This is a genomic window from Kineococcus sp. NPDC059986 (genome assembly GCF_040702905.1).
Classification (GTDB): domain Bacteria; phylum Actinomycetota; class Actinomycetes; order Actinomycetales; family Kineococcaceae; genus Kineococcus.
Window position 1 is genome coordinate 1 of sequence record NZ_JBFBND010000063.1, and the last position, 15,639, is coordinate 15,639.

Annotated in this window: 13 protein-coding genes; 11 read left to right on the forward strand and 2 right to left on the reverse strand. The window is 74.8% G+C overall.

The annotated features are described in order from the left end of the window. Positions 1 to 96 precede the first annotated feature (96 nt). From AB0637_RS24440 to AB0637_RS24460, 5 genes are all read left to right on the forward strand, one after another. Complete coding sequence (locus AB0637_RS24440; RefSeq protein ID WP_366175361.1) at positions 97 to 840, forward strand: TIGR03089 family protein; 744 nt, start codon at positions 97 to 99, stop codon at positions 838 to 840. Between the two features lie 5 nt (positions 841 to 845). After that, on the forward strand, positions 846 to 1,880 hold the full coding sequence (locus tag AB0637_RS24445; RefSeq protein WP_366175362.1) for an AbrB family transcriptional regulator: 1,035 nt from the start codon (positions 846 to 848) through the stop codon (positions 1,878 to 1,880). A gap of 62 nt (positions 1,881 to 1,942) precedes the next feature. Then, positions 1,943 to 2,452 (forward strand): hypothetical protein, encoded by a 510-nt coding sequence (locus tag AB0637_RS24450; RefSeq protein ID WP_366175363.1) that lies wholly within the window; start codon positions 1,943 to 1,945, stop codon positions 2,450 to 2,452. A gap of 69 nt (positions 2,453 to 2,521) precedes the next feature. Next, positions 2,522 to 4,072, forward strand: a complete 1,551-nt coding sequence (locus tag AB0637_RS24455; RefSeq protein ID WP_366175378.1) for an SPFH domain-containing protein — start codon at positions 2,522 to 2,524, stop codon at positions 4,070 to 4,072. A 9-nt stretch (positions 4,073 to 4,081) separates the two neighbouring features. Further along, positions 4,082 to 5,461 (forward strand): APC family permease, encoded by a 1,380-nt coding sequence (locus tag AB0637_RS24460; protein ID WP_366175364.1) that lies wholly within the window; start codon positions 4,082 to 4,084, stop codon positions 5,459 to 5,461. Here the strand turns inward: AB0637_RS24460 and manA are convergent. Then, positions 5,382 to 6,563 carry a mannose-6-phosphate isomerase, class I gene (manA, locus tag AB0637_RS24465; protein ID WP_366175365.1) on the reverse strand — a complete coding sequence of 394 codons (1,182 nt, stop codon included), beginning with the start codon at positions 6,561 to 6,563 and terminating at the stop codon, positions 5,382 to 5,384. The genes AB0637_RS24460 and manA overlap by 80 nt on opposite strands. A 52-nt stretch (positions 6,564 to 6,615) precedes the next feature. On the opposite strand from manA, the gene galE reads away from it, so the two are divergent. After that, on the forward strand, positions 6,616 to 7,578 hold the full coding sequence (gene galE / locus AB0637_RS24470) for a UDP-glucose 4-epimerase GalE (protein WP_366175366.1): 963 nt from the start codon (positions 6,616 to 6,618) through the stop codon (positions 7,576 to 7,578). A 21-nt stretch (positions 7,579 to 7,599) separates the two neighbouring features. Here the strand turns inward: galE and AB0637_RS24475 are convergent, their stop codons facing one another. Further along, the gene (locus tag AB0637_RS24475) at positions 7,600 to 8,517 is read right to left on the reverse strand and encodes an AEC family transporter (RefSeq protein ID WP_366175367.1); all 918 of its coding nucleotides are present in this window, start codon (positions 8,515 to 8,517) and stop codon (positions 7,600 to 7,602) included. Positions 8,518 to 8,708: 191 nt separating this feature from the next. Between AB0637_RS24475 and AB0637_RS24480 the strand changes: the two genes are divergently transcribed. From AB0637_RS24480 to AB0637_RS24500, 5 genes are all read left to right on the forward strand, one after another. Beyond that, the gene (locus tag AB0637_RS24480) at positions 8,709 to 9,464 is read left to right on the forward strand and encodes a decaprenylphospho-beta-D-erythro-pentofuranosid-2-ulose 2-reductase (protein ID WP_366175369.1); all 756 of its coding nucleotides are present in this window, start codon (positions 8,709 to 8,711) and stop codon (positions 9,462 to 9,464) included. Between the two features lie 194 nt (positions 9,465 to 9,658). Further along, positions 9,659 to 11,131, forward strand: a complete 1,473-nt coding sequence (locus tag AB0637_RS24485; RefSeq protein ID WP_366175371.1) for a glycosyltransferase family 39 protein — start codon at positions 9,659 to 9,661, stop codon at positions 11,129 to 11,131. 111 nt (positions 11,132 to 11,242) lie between these two features. Continuing rightward, positions 11,243 to 12,889, forward strand: coding sequence for an N-acetylmuramoyl-L-alanine amidase (locus AB0637_RS24490; RefSeq protein WP_366175372.1), 1,647 nt, complete (start codon positions 11,243 to 11,245; stop codon positions 12,887 to 12,889). Beyond that, a complete protein-coding gene (locus AB0637_RS24495; protein ID WP_366175374.1) occupies positions 12,889 to 13,908 on the forward strand; it encodes a hypothetical protein in 1,020 nt (339 codons plus the stop codon). The genes AB0637_RS24490 and AB0637_RS24495 overlap by 1 nt, the downstream gene beginning before the upstream one ends. Positions 13,909 to 13,961: 53 nt before the next feature. Beyond that, positions 13,962 to 15,548, forward strand: coding sequence for a methyl-accepting chemotaxis protein (locus AB0637_RS24500; protein ID WP_366175376.1), 1,587 nt, complete (start codon positions 13,962 to 13,964; stop codon positions 15,546 to 15,548). Positions 15,549 to 15,639: the final 91 nt, after the last annotated feature.

Sequence of the window (15,639 nt, forward strand, 5' to 3'; positions counted from 1 at the left end):
TCGGTCCACACGGGCACCCCGGCCGCGGACAGCGCCTCGACGGCCCGACGTGACGACGATCCCTCCCCCGCAGGGGCCCGGCGTACGGTGACCGGCGTGCTCCCCCTGCTGCGCCGCCTGCTGGACGACGACCCGACCGCGCCGCGGTTGACCTGGTACGCCGCGGACCACGCCTCCTCCGGCGAGCGCATCGAGCTGTCCGCGCGGGTGCTGGCGACGTGGGTCGCGAAGACGGCGAACCTCCTCGAGGAGGAGTTCGAGGTGGGGCCCGGGTCGGTCGTCGCCCTCGACCTGCCGACCCACTGGCGCACGCCGGTCTTCCAGCTGGCGGCCTGGTCGACGGGTGCGGCGGTGCGCCACGGCGCCGACCGGCCCGCCGACGTCCTCGTGTCGTCCTCGGTGGAGGCGCTGCAGCGCAACGGCTCGCAGGACCGGATCGCGGTCTCGCTGCTGCCGCTGGCGACGCGCTTCGACGGAGAGCTGCCCGCGGGCGTCCTCGACTACGCCCGCGTCGTCACGGGCTACGGCGACACGTACGTCGCGCTGTCGGCACCGGGTCCGGAGGACCCCGCCCTGGAGGTCCCCGCCCTCGCGCACGGCCGGTTGCAGGCCGCGGCGCAGGAGGCCGGGGCCGACTGGCCCGTGGGCGTCCGGCTGCTCACGGACGCCGGACCCGACGACGTCGTCCGCGGGCCGCTGGCCGCGTGGGCGCGGGCCGGGTCCGTCGTGCTGACCCCCGACCTCGACGCCCTCGGCGAGCGGGTCGTCGGCTCCGAACGCACCACGGCCACCCTGCGCACCCGCCCCGCCCCGCCCACCGGGTCCCCGGCCCAGGACTGAGGTCCGTGCGGACCGCGCACGTCCTCCTGCTCGGCCTCGCCACCGTCGTCGCGACCGTCCTGCTGTTCCGGCTCGGGCTGCCGTCGCCCGCGCTGTTCGCGGGGCTCGCCGTCGGTCTCCTCGACGGGCTCACGACCCGGCGGGCGGTGCGGTTGCCCCCGCGAGCCGGTCTGGCCGGTCAGGCCGTCGTCGGCGTGACGATCGGGACCCTCGTGCAGCTCTCGACGCTGGCGGCGCTCGGGGAGCACTGGCTGCCCGTCCTCGCCGTCACCGTCGGCACCCTCGCCCTGAGCCTCGGCACGGGGTGGCTGCTCGGGCGGCACCGCGACGTCGACGCCGTCACGGGCGCCTTCGCGCTCGTCGCCGGCGGGGCCAGCGGCCTGGTCGTCATCGCCCGCCAGCTCGGCGCCGACGAACGCGTGGTGGCGGTCGTGCAGTACGTGCGGGTGCTGCTCGTCGTGCTGTCGCTGCCCGTGGTGCTCGACGTCGTGTTCGACGTCCGCGCCGTCGGGGACGCGGGGACGTCGGCCGCCGGGAACCCGTGGGTGGGGCTGGCGCTGGCCGTCGGGTGCGGCCTGGTCGGTCCGTGGCTCGGACGTCGTGCGCACCTGCCCGCCGCGACCCTCCTCGGACCGCTGCTGCTGGCGGCGGCGTCCTCCCTCAGCGGGGTGACCGGCGGGGCGCAGGTCCCCGGGCTGCTCCAGCAGGTGGCCTACGCCCTCATCGGGCTGCAGATCGGCCTGCGGTTCACGCGGTCCAGCCTGCTCGCCGTCGCCCGCGTGCTGCCGGCCGCGTTCGCGCTCGTCGTCGTGGGGGTGGCGGGCAGCGCGGCGCTCGGCGTGGCGCTCTCGCGCGCGACGGGACTGCCCCTGCTGGACACGTACCTGGCCACCACGCCGGGCGGGTTGTACGCGGTCCTCGCCGCCGCCGTCGGGTCCGGCGCGGACGCGACGTTCGTCCTCTCCGTCCAGGTGCTGCGGTTGCTCGTCATGCTGCTCGCAGCGCCGGTGCTGGCGAAGGCGCTGTCCCGCAACCGGTGACCTCGGAGCTCCCCGTGCGGTGGCTGTGACCCTGTTAGGGTCCGGGGCAGGGGTGGTCGACAGTGACCGTGCACGGCGTCGGGGTGACGGTGTTCGTCGTGCTCGCGGTCGTGGGTTTCGTCGTCTGCCTCGTGTCCTTCGTCTTCGACGGTGTCTTCGAGGCGTTCGAGGTCGACATCGCGGGCGGTTTCCTGTCGCTCACCTCCTTGTCCGGGGGCCTGGCCCTGTTCGGCCTCGCGGCCACCCTCGCGCAGACGTCGTTCGGGTGGACCACGCTGCAGGCCACGGGTTTCGGGGCGGGCGTGGGGCTGGCGACGATGGCCGGCGTGGGTGCCCTCGTGCGGACCCTGCGCCGCGAGGAACCCGAGGTGCACACGACCATCCTCGGCGTGCGGGGCTACGTCACGACCCCCGCCGCGAACCCCGGGTCCTACGGCGAGGTGAACCTGCGCCTGCACGGGACCACCGTCAAGCGCAGCGCGGTGAGCGACGTCGCCCTCGTGCGCGGCGCCGAGGTGGAGGTCGTCGCCGAGGTGTCCGCGACCGCCGTCCGGGTGAAACCCCTCCCCTGAGTCCGCACCGAAACCCTCAGAACCCGCTGGAAACCTGCACCACCTAGGAGAGGACCGCTCGTGGAGTTCCTGACCCCTGCCGTCATCCTCGTCGCGGCGGCCGTCGTCGTCGTCCTGCTGCTGGCCGTCGCGATCGTGCGCCGGTACCGCATCGCCGGGCCGAGCGAGGCGTTCGTCGTGACGGGCAAGAAGGGCAGACCCGTCACCAACCCCGAGACCGGGAAGGTCTCCACCGACCTGTCCGGTCAGAAGGTCGTCATGGGCGGCGGCATCTTCGTCCTGCCGTTCGTGCAGCAGGCGTACTCGCTGTCGCTGGCCTCGCGCCGCATCTCCGTGCAGATCCGCGGTGCGGTCTCGGCCAAGGGCATCCGGCTGAACCTCGACGGGGTGGCCATCATCAAGGTCGGCGGCACCGAGGACTCCGTGCGTGCTGCGGCGCAGCGCTTCCTGCACCAGCAGGACGAGATCGAGTCCTTCACCCAGGAGGTCCTCGCCGGGTCGCTGCGCTCCATCGTCGGCACGCTGACCGTCGACGAGATCATCCGCGACCGCGCGGCGTTCGCCTCCCGCGTCGCGGAGGAGGCCGAGACGTCGCTGACGAACCAGGGCCTCGTCCTCGACACGTTCCAGATCCAGGACGTGTCCGACGACGTGAACTACCTGCGCGACCTCGGCCGGCCCGAGGCCGCGATCGCCGCGCAGAACGCGGCCATAGCCGAGGCGAACTCGCTGCAGGAGTCCCAGCAGGCCGAGGCCCGCGCGCAGGAGAAGGTGTCCGCCGCCCAGCGCGACCTGTCGCTGCGGCAGGCCGAGTTCAAGGCCGAGACGGACACCGCCCAGGCCCGGGCCGCCGCGGCCGGGGTGCTGGCCAAGGCCGCCCGGGACCAGGAGGTCCTGCTCGAGCAGGAACGCGTCGCCGAACGCCAGGCGGCCCTGACCGAACGCCAGCTCGACACCGAGGTGCGCAAACCGGCCGACGCGCGGCGCTACGACGCCGAGCAGCAGGCCCAGGCGCGACGGAACTCGGAGATCTTCGAGGCCGAGGCGAAGAAGGCGTCCGACATCGCCAACGCCGAGGCCGACGCCCGGCGCGTGGAACTGTCGGCGACGGCGGAGTCGAACCGCATCAAGCTCGCCGCCGAGGCCGACGCCCAGCGCGTGCGCCTGGCCGGCCAGGCCGAACTCGACCGGCGCACGGCGCTCGCGAACGCCACCCGGCTGGAGGGCGAGGCGGAGGGTGCGGCGATCCGCGCCCGCGGTGAGGCCGAGGCGGAGACCATGCGGCTGCGCGCCGAGGCGTTCGAGCAGTACGGGGAGGCCGCCGTCGCGCAGATGGTCGTCGACGTCCTGCCCCGCGTCGCCCACGAACTCGCCGCGCCGATGGCGGCGATCTCCGACCTCACCGTCATCTCCACCGACGGCGCCTCCCAGCTGTCCCGGCAGGTCGGGTCGAACCTCAGCGAGACCCTCGAGGTGGTCAAGCGCACGACGGGTGTCGACGTCACCGAACTGCTGCGCAACCTCACGGGCCAGCCCGGCCGCCCGACGACCCCTCAGCCCACACCCACCCCCACGACCACGGTCGCGGGAACGACGGTTGCGGGGCCCGACGCGGGGTAGTCCGCCGGGGTGAGCCTGAACCCCGAGAGCACCGCGACGTCGGCGCCGGCCGACACGCCCCTGAAGAGGGCGATCACCGGCAAGCTGCTGTTCCTGTTCATCCTCGGCGACGTCCTCGGCGCGGGCATCTACGCCCTCGTCGGGGAACTCGCCGGAGAGGTGGGCGGGGCGATCTGGGTGCCGCTGGCCGTCGCCCTCGTCATGGCGCTGCTGACGGCGTCCTCGTACGCCGAACTCGTCACGAAGTACCCCAGGGCCGGCGGGGCGGCCGTGTTCGCGCAGCGCGCGTTCCGCCGCCCGCTCGTCTCCTTCCTCGTCGGCTTCTCGATGCTGGCCGCGGGGGTCACGAGCGTGGCGGGGCTCGCGCTGGCGTTCTCCGGGGACTACCTCGGCGCCCTCCTCGACGTGCCCGCCCTGCCCGCGGCGGTGGTGTTCCTCGTCCTCGTCGCGCTGCTCAACGCCCGGGGCATCAAGGACTCGTTGCGCGCCAACGTCGTCATGACGGTGGTCGAGGTCGGCGGGTTGCTGCTCGTCGTCGCCCTGGCCGCGGTCGTCCTCGGCCGCGGGGACGGCTCCCCGGGCCGCGTGCTGGAGTTCTCCCCCGACCACTCCCCCGTCGCGGGGATCCTCGGCGCGGCCGTCCTGGCGTTCTACTCCTTCGTCGGGTTCGAGACGTCGGCCAACGTCGCCGAGGAGGCCGTGGAGCCCAGCCGCACCTACCCGCGGGCGTTGTTCGGCGGGCTCGCCGTCGCCGGGGTCGTCTACGTGCTCGTCGGCCTCGCCGTCTCCACCGCCGTCGCCCCCGCGCAGATCGCCGGCTCCGACGGCCCGCTGCTCGAGGTCGTCCGCGTCGCCGACGTCGGGGTGCCGAGCTGGCTGTACTCCCTCGTCGCCCTCGTCGCGGTCGCCAACGGGGCACTGCTGACGGCGATCATGTGCAGCCGCCTCACCTACGGCATGGCCACGGAGGGCCTGCTCCCGCCGGTCCTGGCCCGCGTGCTGCCCGGCCGGCGCACCCCGTGGGTCGCGATCGTCGTGACGACGCTCGTCTCCATGGCGCTCGTGCTCAGCGGTGACCTCGCCACGCTGGCCGCGACCGTCGTCCTGCTGCTGCTCGTCGTCTTCGTCAGCACCAACGTCGCGGTCCTGGTGCTGCGGAGGGACCGGGTGGAGCACGCGCACTTCCGCGCCCCGACGGCGCTGCCCGTGCTCGGTGTGCTCGCCTCGGTGGCACTGCTGACCCAGCAGGAGGCCGGCGTGTGGTTGCGCGCGGCCGTCCTGCTCGCGGTCGGGGTGGTCCTGTACGCCCTCACCCGGCGGGCGTCCCGGGGGACGCGGACGCGAGTCGACCTGACCCGCTCACCGTCAGAGGGTGCTCGGCGGCCGTGACGAACGCCGACTCGCCCTGACCCAGCTCCAGCGTCCCCGCGGTCGAGGACAGCGTGACCGTCCCCTCCAGCACGAGCACGGCCCGCGGCACCGCGCGTTCCCACCGGCGCTCGGGGCCGAGGGTGGCGACGGTCAGGGCGAAGTCCGGCAGCGGCGAGAAGACCAGCTCGTCGGGCGAGGAGGAGTCCAGGGGCGCCAGCAGCGGCGGCGGCAGCTCCCGGAAGTCCAGGACGTCCAGCAGCTCCGGGACGTCGACGTGCTTGGGGGTCAGCCCCCCGCGCAGGACGTTGTCGGAGCTGGCCATGAGCTCCACACCGGTGCCCGACAGGTAGGCGTGCACGTTGCCGGCGGGCAGGTACAGCACCTCCCCCGGCGCCAGCCGCACCTGGTTCAGCAGGACCGAGACGAGCACGCCCGCGTCGCCCGGGTAGTGCCCGGCGAGCTCGACGACGCACTCGGCGGAGGGGTCGTCCGACCCCGCGCACGCGTTCGCGACGGCCTCGACGAGCGGGGCCACGGCGTCGGCGGGGGCCGTGAGCAGCAGCCGCGTCGCCTCCTTGAGGGCGGCGGAGGGGTCGGGCCCGGCGAGCGCGGCGAGCACCCCGTCGAACACCTCCCGGACGTCCGGCGGCAGGGCGGGCAGGTCGAGCCCGGCCAGCAGCGCGTGCGCCGCGGCCGGCGACCGGAACCCGGCCATCGCGGCGAAGGGTTCGAGGGCGAAGAGCAGCTCGGGCTTGTGCGAGGTGTCCTTGTAGAGGCGGTGCGGGGCGTCGGCGGGCACCCCCTGCGCCTCCTCCTCGGCGTACCGGCGGGCCGCGGTCGCGCTGTCCGGGTGGGCCTGCAGCGACAGCGGCGCACCCGCCGCGAGGACCTTCAGCAGGAACCCGAGGCGCTCGCCGCCGTCGGGCCCCAGGAACTGCGCCGGGGCCTGCGCGATGCGCTCGTCGAGGGGCACCCCGTCCGCCAGCGACGGCGCGCCCGGGTGCGCACCGATCCACAGCTCGGCCTGCGGACGGCCGTCGGGGTCGCGGCCGAGCAGCCGCGGGATGGCCGTCGTCGAGCCCCAGGCGTAGGGCTGGACGGTGTTGGTCAGTCTCAGCACCCCGCGAGGCTCCCACAGGGAGGTCGGGAGGCGTTCCAGTACGGTCGCTGGCATGAGCGTTCTCGTGACGGGCGGTGCCGGCTACATCGGGTCCCACGTGGTGCGGCTGCTGCAGCAGCGCGGCACCGACGTCGTGGTGGTCGACGACCTCTCCAACGGGCGCGTCGAGCGCGTCGGCGGCGCCCCCGTCGTCGAGGTCGACCTCGGCACCGACGCCGCCGCCCCCGCGCTGGCGAAGGCCTTCGGCGAGCACGACGTCGACGCGGTCATCCACTTCGCGGCCCGCAAGCAGGTCGGCGAGTCCGTCTCCCAACCCGCCCGGTACTGGTCGCAGAACGTCGGTGGCATGGCGAACCTGCTGCAGGCCATGGAGACCGCCGGGGTCGGCAAGCTCGTCTTCTCCTCCTCCGCCGCGACGTACGGCGCCCCCTCGTCCGACGTCGTGCGCGAGGACGGCCCGGCCGAGCCCATCAACCCCTACGGCCAGACCAAGCTCGTGGGCGAGTGGATGAGCCGGGCCGCGGGGGTGGCGTGGGGGCTGCGCGCGGCGAACCTGCGCTACTTCAACGTCGCCGGCGCGGGCTGGGACGACCTCGGCGACTCGGCCGTCATGAACCTCATCCCCATCGTCTTCTCCGCGCTCGACGCCGGACAGGCGCCCGCGGTCTTCGGCGACGACTACCCGACGCCCGACGGCACCTGCATCCGCGACTACGTCCACGTCCTGGACCTCGCCCAGGCGCACCTCGCGGCGCTGGACCACCTCGGGACCGAGGACCGTCCGTTCGACACCTTCAACGTCGGCACCGGCACGGGCGCCTCCGTGCTCGAGGTGCTCGCCGAGGTCCGCGCCGTGACGGGGGTCGACGTCGAGCCCGTCGTGCACGCACGCCGCGCCGGTGACCCGCCGCAGCTCGTGGCCGACGTCAGCCGCATCACCGGCACGCTGGGCTGGAGCGCGACGAAGAGCCTGCACGACATCGTGACGAGCGCCTGGGAGGCGTGGCGCCGCTGACCCGCGGGGTCGGCCGGCGCGTCAGTGCGGCAGGAGCACGCTGACGAGCAGCAGCACGGGCGCGACCAGGACCGTCGTCACCAGCACGGTGTCGCGGGCCAGGTCGCGCCCGACGCCGTACCGGACGGCGTAGGTGAAGACGTTCTGGGCCGTCGGCAGGGCGGCGACGACGGTCGCGGCGAAGACGGCCTGGTCGTCCAGCCGCAGCGCGAAGCGGGCCACGAGGTAGGTGACGGCCGGCTGCACGAACGCCTTGAGGACGCTCGCGAGCAGGACCTCCGGCGCGCGCCAGCCGTGCGCGCTGCGTCCGTGCAGGGAGATCCCGAAGGCGACCAGGGCCCCCGGGATCGCGAACCCGGCCAGCAGGTCCAGCGGCTGGGCCAGCGCCGTCGGCACCTTCCAGCCCGTCACCGACAGCACGATCCCGACCGCGCTGGCGAGCAGCACCGGGTTGGCCAGCGGCGCCAGCAGCCGCCGGACGCTCGGTCCGCCGCTGTGCCGCCCCACGTCGAGGACGCCGAGGGCCAGCGGCGTCAGCACCACCATCTGCAGGAGCATCGCCGGCAGCACCGCGGTCAGGTCCTGCAGGACGTAGGCGGCGACGGGCAGGCCGATGTTCGCCGCGTTGACGAAGGAGCTGGCGAGGGACCCGACCACGAGCTCCTCGCGGCCCAGCCGCAGCCGCCAGCGGGCCAGCACGAGCCACAGGCCGAGGGCGACGGCGACCCCGGCCGCCGTGACGACGAGCTGCGCCGACAGCAGGACGTGGACGTCGGCCCCCGCGAGCGTCTGCACGAGCAGGGCCGGGGAGCCGACGAAGAAGACGAGCCGGGACACGACGACCTGACCGGTGGGGCCCAGGACGCCCGTGCGGCCCAGGACGTACCCGACGGCGATGAGCGTGGCGACGACGACGAAGCCGGTGAGGACGCCGCTCACGGCCTGCCCGAGCGCGCGCGGGACCGGGGGCGGGGCACCGCAGGAGGTTACCGGCGCCGGGTCCCACCCCCGGACGGTCGACGGACGGTGGGGGCCGGCGAGCGTCCTCCGGTCACGGTCGGCTCACGATCGGGCCCGTCGACGGGTCGTTCGCAGGGGACCCCCAGACGGCGTTGCTAGGGTCGAGCCCCGTGATCGACGCCCTCGGGAACCCCTCCTCCGTCCTCCTCCTCGGGGGCACGTCCGACATCGGCCTGGCCATCGTCGAGCGCCTCAGCCCGGAGCGTCCGCTGCAGGTCACCCTGGCCGCCCGCCCGGGCGCCCGGCGCGACGACGCCGTCGCCCGCCTGCACCGCCGCGGCCACCAGGTCCGGACCGTCGACTTCGAGGCCACCGACCTGCCCGCGCACGAGGGGGTGCTCGAGGAGGCCTTCGCCGCGGGTGACGTCGACGTGACCGTGCTGGCCTTCGGCGTCCTCGGCGACAACGAGGTGTCCTGGCAGGACGCGCGCGCCGCCGTCGACGTCGCGACCGTCAACTACACCGCGCCCGTCAACCTCGGCGTCCACCTCGCCACGCGGCTGCGGACGCAGGGGCACGGCGTCCTCGTGGCGCTCTCGAGCGTCGCCGGGGAACGCGCCCGCCGCTCGAACTTCGTCTACGGCTCCTCCAAGGCCGGTTTCGACGCCTTCTTCACGGGTCTGCGCGAGGCGCTGCGCCCCAGCGGCGTGCGGGTCGTCGTGGTGCGGCCCGGCTTCGTCACCACCAAGATGACCCAGGGGCTGGACAAGGCCCCGCTGTCCGTGTCCGCCGAGCAGGTCGCCGAGGTGACCGTCGACGCGGTCCGCTCCGGGAAGGAGACGGTCTGGGCTCCCGAGCCCATGCGCTGGGTCATGTCGGCGTTGCGGCACGTCCCCGCCCCGGTGTTCCGCAAGCTGCCCATCTGACCCCGACGCACCGCCCGACCCGCACCGCCCAGCCGATCTGAGAGGTCACCCTGTCGAGCACGCACGCCCGCCCCGACGTCCCGGCCGGAGTCCCGTCACCGGGCCCCGCCGAGGTCCCGGCTGAGGTCCCCGCCGCCCGGCGTCGTCCGGGTCAGGACGCGGACCGGGCCGCGCCGCCCGCCGTGCAGCGGGCCGTGCGCCGGTGGCCGGACGTCCTGACCGGCCTCGTGGCCGCCGTCGCGGCGTGGGTCGTCTTCTCGTGGCGGATCGGCACGCCGAGCCCGTGGCGCGACGAGGCCGTGACGATCGCCGTCGCCTCGCGGACGACCGAGCAGATCTGGGCGCTCGTGCAGAAGGTGGACCTCGTCCACGCGCCGTTCTACTTCCTGGCCCACGCGCTCTTCGGCGCCGACGTCGACATCGTCCAGGCCCGCTCGATCTCCGTCGTCGCGGCCGCCCTGACGGCACCCCTCGTGTACGGGCTGGGCCGCCGGCTCGCCACCGGCGCCGTCGGCCCCCGCACGGCCCGCCTCACCGGGGCCGTCGCGGCCGCGCTCTTCGTCTCGATGCCCTTCGTGAGCCGCTACGCCCAGGAGGCCCGGCCCTACGCCCTCGCGACGCTCGTCGCCACGCTGGGCACCTACCTGCTGGTGCGGGCCGGGACCGGCCGGGCCGGACGCCGCTGGTGGATCGCGTACGCCGCCTCCATCCCCCTCCTCGTCGCGCTCAACACGGTCGCGGCGCTCGTGCTCGTCGCGCAGGCCGGCTGGGCGCTCGCCGCGGGCCGGCGCACCTTCGTCCGCGGCGCGGTCGCCGCCGTCACGGGTCTCGTCGTGTCCGTGCCGCTGCTCCTCGCGCAGGACGCGCAGAGCGCCCAGGTCGCGTTCCTGCAGCGGCCCACCGTGGCCGAGCTGGGCGCCCACGTCCTCTTCGCGCTCGGCTCCTCCTGGATCGCCGTCGCCGTCGCGGCGCTCGCCGTCGCGGCCGGGGTGTGGCGCGGCCGGGCCCGCCGGCTGGTTCTCGTCGGGCTGCTGTGGGGCGTCCTGCCGTGGCCCCTGCTGTGGACGATCTCGCAGGTCTCGCCGTTCTGGACGACGCGGTACCTCGTCTTCGTCGCGCCCGGCACGTGCCTGGCGCTCGCGTCCGTCGTCACCGTCGCCCTGCGGCCGCGCCTGGTCGCCGGCGTCGCCGCCGGACTCGTCGCGGTCATGACGGTGACGGGTCTGCACATGCAGTTCGTGTTCCGCTCCCCCACCATCGGGCACGCCGAGGACCTGCGCGGGACGGCGGCCTACGTCGAGGCGCACGCCCGCCCCGGGGACGGTCTGCTCTTCCTGCCCGACGGGGAGTACCGCTACCGCGTGCTCACGCAGCTGTACCCGGAGGCGTTCTCCGGGCTCGACGACATCGCGCTGGACCAGACCGCGACGGAGTCCTCGACCCTCGTCGGGACGACCGTCGAGACCCCGCAGCTGTGGAAGCACGTCGCCGGCGTGGGGCGGATCTGGGTCATCGGCGGCGTCGGCCCGGTGGTCACCAAGACCCCCGAGGACCGCGAGGTCAAGCGCCTGCTCGACCAGGACTACCAGCTCGTCTCCACGGAGGAGAAGCGCGCGTTCAGCGTGAAGCTGTACGTCCTCGACCAGGGCTCGGCCACCGCCCGCTGACCTGATCGTCACACAGACGTCACACGCGCACCACCCGTCACTCCATTTACAACTCACTCACAGATCGCCTACGTTCCGTCACATCCCCCGACGGACGGAGCGCTCCACCCCATGCCCTCGCCCACGCCCTCCCGCGCGACGCTGTCCCGGCGCGCCGCTCTCGCAGGCGCCGGCGGTGCCCTGGCCGCGGTCGCAGGGTCGACGTTCGCCGGTCCCGCCGTCGCGGCCGTACCGGCCCAGCTGCGCCGGGTCCCCGGTGCCGGCGGGGTGACGTCCCTGCCCCTGCCGTCCGTGCGCTCGCTCCTGGCGGCCGGCTCCCCCACCGACCTCGCCGTCGTCTCGCTGCCCGTCGACGGCGGCAGCATGCTCGGCGTCACCTTCACCGGACCGGCGCCGGCCTCGGTCGCCGTCCGCGTCACCCGCCCCGGGACCGCTCCCGGCGCGTGGGTCCCGCTGGCCCTCGAGGACGGCACGACCGACCCGGTGTGGACCGGCGCGCTCGCGCCCGGGACCGTCGTCGACGTCCGGTTGCCCCGGCAGTCCGCCGCGGGCGCCCGGCTCGCCGTCGTCGACCCCGGCCCGGACGCCGACCCGGTCGCCGCGACCCGCGCGGCGCAGACGCTCTCCACGACCGCCGCCACCACGACCGCGGCGGGCGTCGGGGCACCGGCCGTCCGGTCGCGGGCGGAGTGGGGTGCGGACGAGTCGCTGCGCCTGGCGGACCCGGAGGTGGCGGACACCCTGCACGCGGCCGTCGTCCACCACACCGCCGACGGCGGCTCCTACTCCCGCGCCGAGGTCCCGGCCGTCATCCGGGGCATGTACCGGTACCACACGCAGACGCTGGGCTGGAACGACCTCGGCTACAACTTCGTCGTCGACCGGTTCGGCCAGGTCTGGGAGGGACGCGCGGGCGGGGTGACCCGGCCCGTCGTCGGGGCCCACGCCGGAGGCTTCAACAGCGGGACCGTGGGCGTGTCGATGATGGGTGACTTCTCCTCCGTCGCCCCCACGTCGGAGTGCCTGGCGTCGGTCGCGGCCGTCATCGCGTGGAAGTTCGCGCTGCACGACCTCGACGCCCGCGGCCGGGCGGTCCTCACGTCCGCGGGCGGCGGCACGGCCCGGTACGCGGCCGGCCGGACCGTCGAGGTCGCGGCGATCAGTGCCCACCGCGACCTCGGGTTCACCGCCTGCCCGGGTGACGTCGGGTACGGACGGATGGGCGAGGTGCGCGACCGCGTCGCCGCCCTGCTCGGCTCGGCCCCCCGGTCCGGCGGCGGGTCGGCCGTGGCGCGCAAGTACGCCGCGGTCGACGGCCCCACGCTGCTGGGTGCCCCCACGAGCGAGGAGGGGGAGGCGCTGCGCGGCGGCCGGTTCCGGCACTACGAGCGCGGGTCCATCTACCACCACCCCGACACCGGGACGCACGTCGTGCGCGGGAGCCACCGCGAGAAGTACGCCGCGGTGGGCTGGGAGTGGTCGGCCCTCGGCTTCCCCACCGAGGACACGACGGACCTGCCCGCCCTCGTCGGCAGCTTCACGCACTTCGAGCACGGATCGGTCTACCGCCGCAGCGGATCCGCCCCGCACGTCGTCCTCGGGGCCATCCGCGGGGCGTGGGCCGCGCAGGGCTGGGAACGGTCCCGGTTCGGCTTCCCCGTCTCCGACGAGTACGACGTGCCCGGTGGCCGGGCCGGCGACTTCGAGGGCGGCGGGATGCGCTGGAACGCGTCCACCGGCCGCGTCCGGGAGGTCTGATGCGCCGCGCTCTCCTGACGCTCCTCGCCTCCGGAGCCACCCTCGGGCTCCTGGCCACCGGCGCGTCGCCGGCCGGCGCAGCCCCTCGCCCACCGGCGCACCTGCCCGCCGCCGTCGACGACCTCGCCGACTACGAGGGCGCCACCACCTGCGCCGACGTCCAACCCGGCACCCGCGCGCTGCGGGACCTGCTCCTGCAGACGTACGGGCGGCAGACCATCGGGACCGCGCGGTCGTGCCCGGTGGGGGCGTCGGTGGACTCCGAGCACCACGAGGGCCGGGCGCTGGACTGGATGCTCGACGCGGGCGACCCCGCCGACGCGGCCACGGCCCGTGAGTTCCTCGACTGGCTCCTCGCCGACGACGCGCGCAACACCCGGCGTCTCGGCGTCATGTACGTCATCTGGGACGGACAGGTCTGGAAGTCCTACCGGGCCGCGCAGGGGTGGCAGCCCTACCGCGGGGCCAGCCCGCACACCGACCACGTCCACGTCTCCCTGTCCCGCCGCGGCGGCGCGGGTGAGACGTCGTGGTGGACGGGACGCACCGATCCCGTCGAGGGCCACTGGGTCGCCCTCGGCGCAGACCGCTCAGCGCTGGGCGACCCCGTCTCCGGCACCTTCCGGTACGCGGGGGCCGACGCCCGCAACTACGAGAACGGCACGATCCTGTGGTCCGAACGGACCCAGGCCCGCGGGGTCTCGGGGGCGATCGCGGCGACGTACTTCGGGGAGGACCTCGTCGACGTCATCGGCCTGCCCGTGACCGACGAGCTCGCCGTGCGCGGCGGCCGGGCCGGCCACTTCGAGGACGGGTCGGTCTACTGGAGCCCGGCGACGGGTGCGCACGCGGTCCACGGGGCGATCCGCGCGGCGTGGGCGGGGCTGGGCTGGGAGACGTCCGCGCTGGGCTTCCCGACGGGTGAGGAGGTCGTGCGCGACGGCGTGCGCCGCTCCGACTTCCAGGGCGGCTCCATCACGTGGACTCCGGCGGGCGGGGCGCGGGTCGACCTGCGCTGAGCAGGACCACCCGTCCGACTCAAGGCGGGACCGGGTCCCGCCGATGCTCGGGGATGCTCACCCGTCTCCGCGACCTCCGGATCTCCCGCAAGCTGGCCGCCGGCTTCGGCGTGGTCTGCCTGCTGCTGGCCGCCGCCGTCGGCCTGGGCGTCAAGCAGCTGCACACGGCCCAGGACACGGTGTCGTCGATGTCCGACGTCGTCGTCCCGGGGGTGCAGAGCATCGGCAGCGTGAAGTACGCCTTCGCGCAGTCGCGCGTGGACCTCGTCTCGGCGGCGCTCGCCTCCGGGGAGCAGGCCACGGCCACGTCCCTGGACGCCATGCGCGCGGACGACGCGGCCCTCGACGCCGCCTGGACGACGTACCTCGCGACGTTCCCCGTCTCCACGAAGGCCGACCGGGACAGCTTCGCCGCCGACCTCGCGACCTACCGCAGCGGCCGCGAGGAACTCGTCACGCTCGCCACGGCCGACGACGTCGCCGGGTTCATCCGCGTGCGCGACGCCAAGACCACGCCGGTCGCCGTGCGGATCAACACGACGCTGGACCGGATCCAGAAGGCCGAGGTCGACAACGCGACCGCGACCGGCCAGCTCGGCGCCACCCGCTACCGCGAGGCCCTCGCCCTGCTCATCGGGCTCGGGATCGTCGCCCTCCTCGCCGCCACGACCGTCGCCGTGCTCGTCGCCCGCTCGATCACGCACCCGCTGGCCCGGACCGCCTCGGTGGTGCGGGGCCTGGCCCACGGCCGCCTCGACCAGCGCGTCGCGTACAGCGCCGGCGACGAGATCGGCGACCTCTCCCGCGCCGTGGACGAGACGATGGACAAGCTGTCGGCGACGATGACGGAGATCACCGCCACCGCCGACGTCCTGGCCGGCTCCAGCGAGGAGCTGTCCGCCGTCGCGACGCAGCTGTCCGCCGGCGCCGAGGAGTCCGCCGCCCAGACGCAGGTCGTCTCCGCGGCCGCCGAGGAGATCAGCGCCAACATCGGCACGGTCGCCGCCGCCGGCGAGCAGATGACCGCCGCCATCGGCGAGATCGCCACGTCCACCGCGGACGCGTCCGCGACCGCCGCCTCCGCCGTCAGCGCCGCCGACGGCGCCGGGCGGACGCTGCAGCGCCTGTCGACCTCGAGCCGGGAGATCGGCGAGGTCGTCAAGCTCATCACCTCGATCGCCGAGCAGACGAACCTGCTGGCGCTCAACGCCACCATCGAGGCCGCCCGGGCCGGGGAGATGGGCAAGGGGTTCGCCGTCGTCGCCGGGGAGGTCAAGGAGCTGGCCCAGCAGACGGCCCGCGCGACGGAGTCGATCACCACCCGGGTGGCCGCGACCCAGCACGACGTCGACGAGGCCGCCGGCGCCATCGGCGAGATCACCGACGTCATCACCCGCATCGACGCCCTGCAGGCCACCATCGCCGCGGCCGTCGAGGAGCAGTCGGCGACGACGGGCGAGATGGTCCGCAACGTCAGCGAGGTCTCCACCGGCAGCCAGGAGATCGCCCTCAACATCTCGGGCGTGGCCTCGGCCGCCGAGCAGACGACGAGCGGGGCGCAGCAGACCGCCACCACCGCCGCCGAGGTGTCGCAGGCGGCTGCCCGCCTCAAGCAGCTCACGGGCGCCTTCACCCTCTGACGACCACCCGTCACGCCCCGCCTATCCCCGCGCGGAAAACACTCTTTCCGCCCTCGGAACACGTGTTCCGAGGGCGGAAAGGGTGTTTTCC

Coding starts and splice junctions, on each gene's coding strand:
- AB0637_RS24490 (WP_366175372.1), top strand. CDS start 11,243: ATGCCCTCGCCCACGCCCTCCCGCGCGACGCTGTCCCGGCGCGCCGCT.
- AB0637_RS24495 (WP_366175374.1), top strand. CDS start 12,889: ATGCGCCGCGCTCTCCTGACGCTCCTCGCCTCCGGAGCCACCCTCGGG.
- AB0637_RS24500 (WP_366175376.1), top strand. CDS start 13,962: ATGCTCACCCGTCTCCGCGACCTCCGGATCTCCCGCAAGCTGGCCGCC.
- galE (WP_366175366.1), top strand. CDS start 6,616: ATGAGCGTTCTCGTGACGGGCGGTGCCGGCTACATCGGGTCCCACGTG.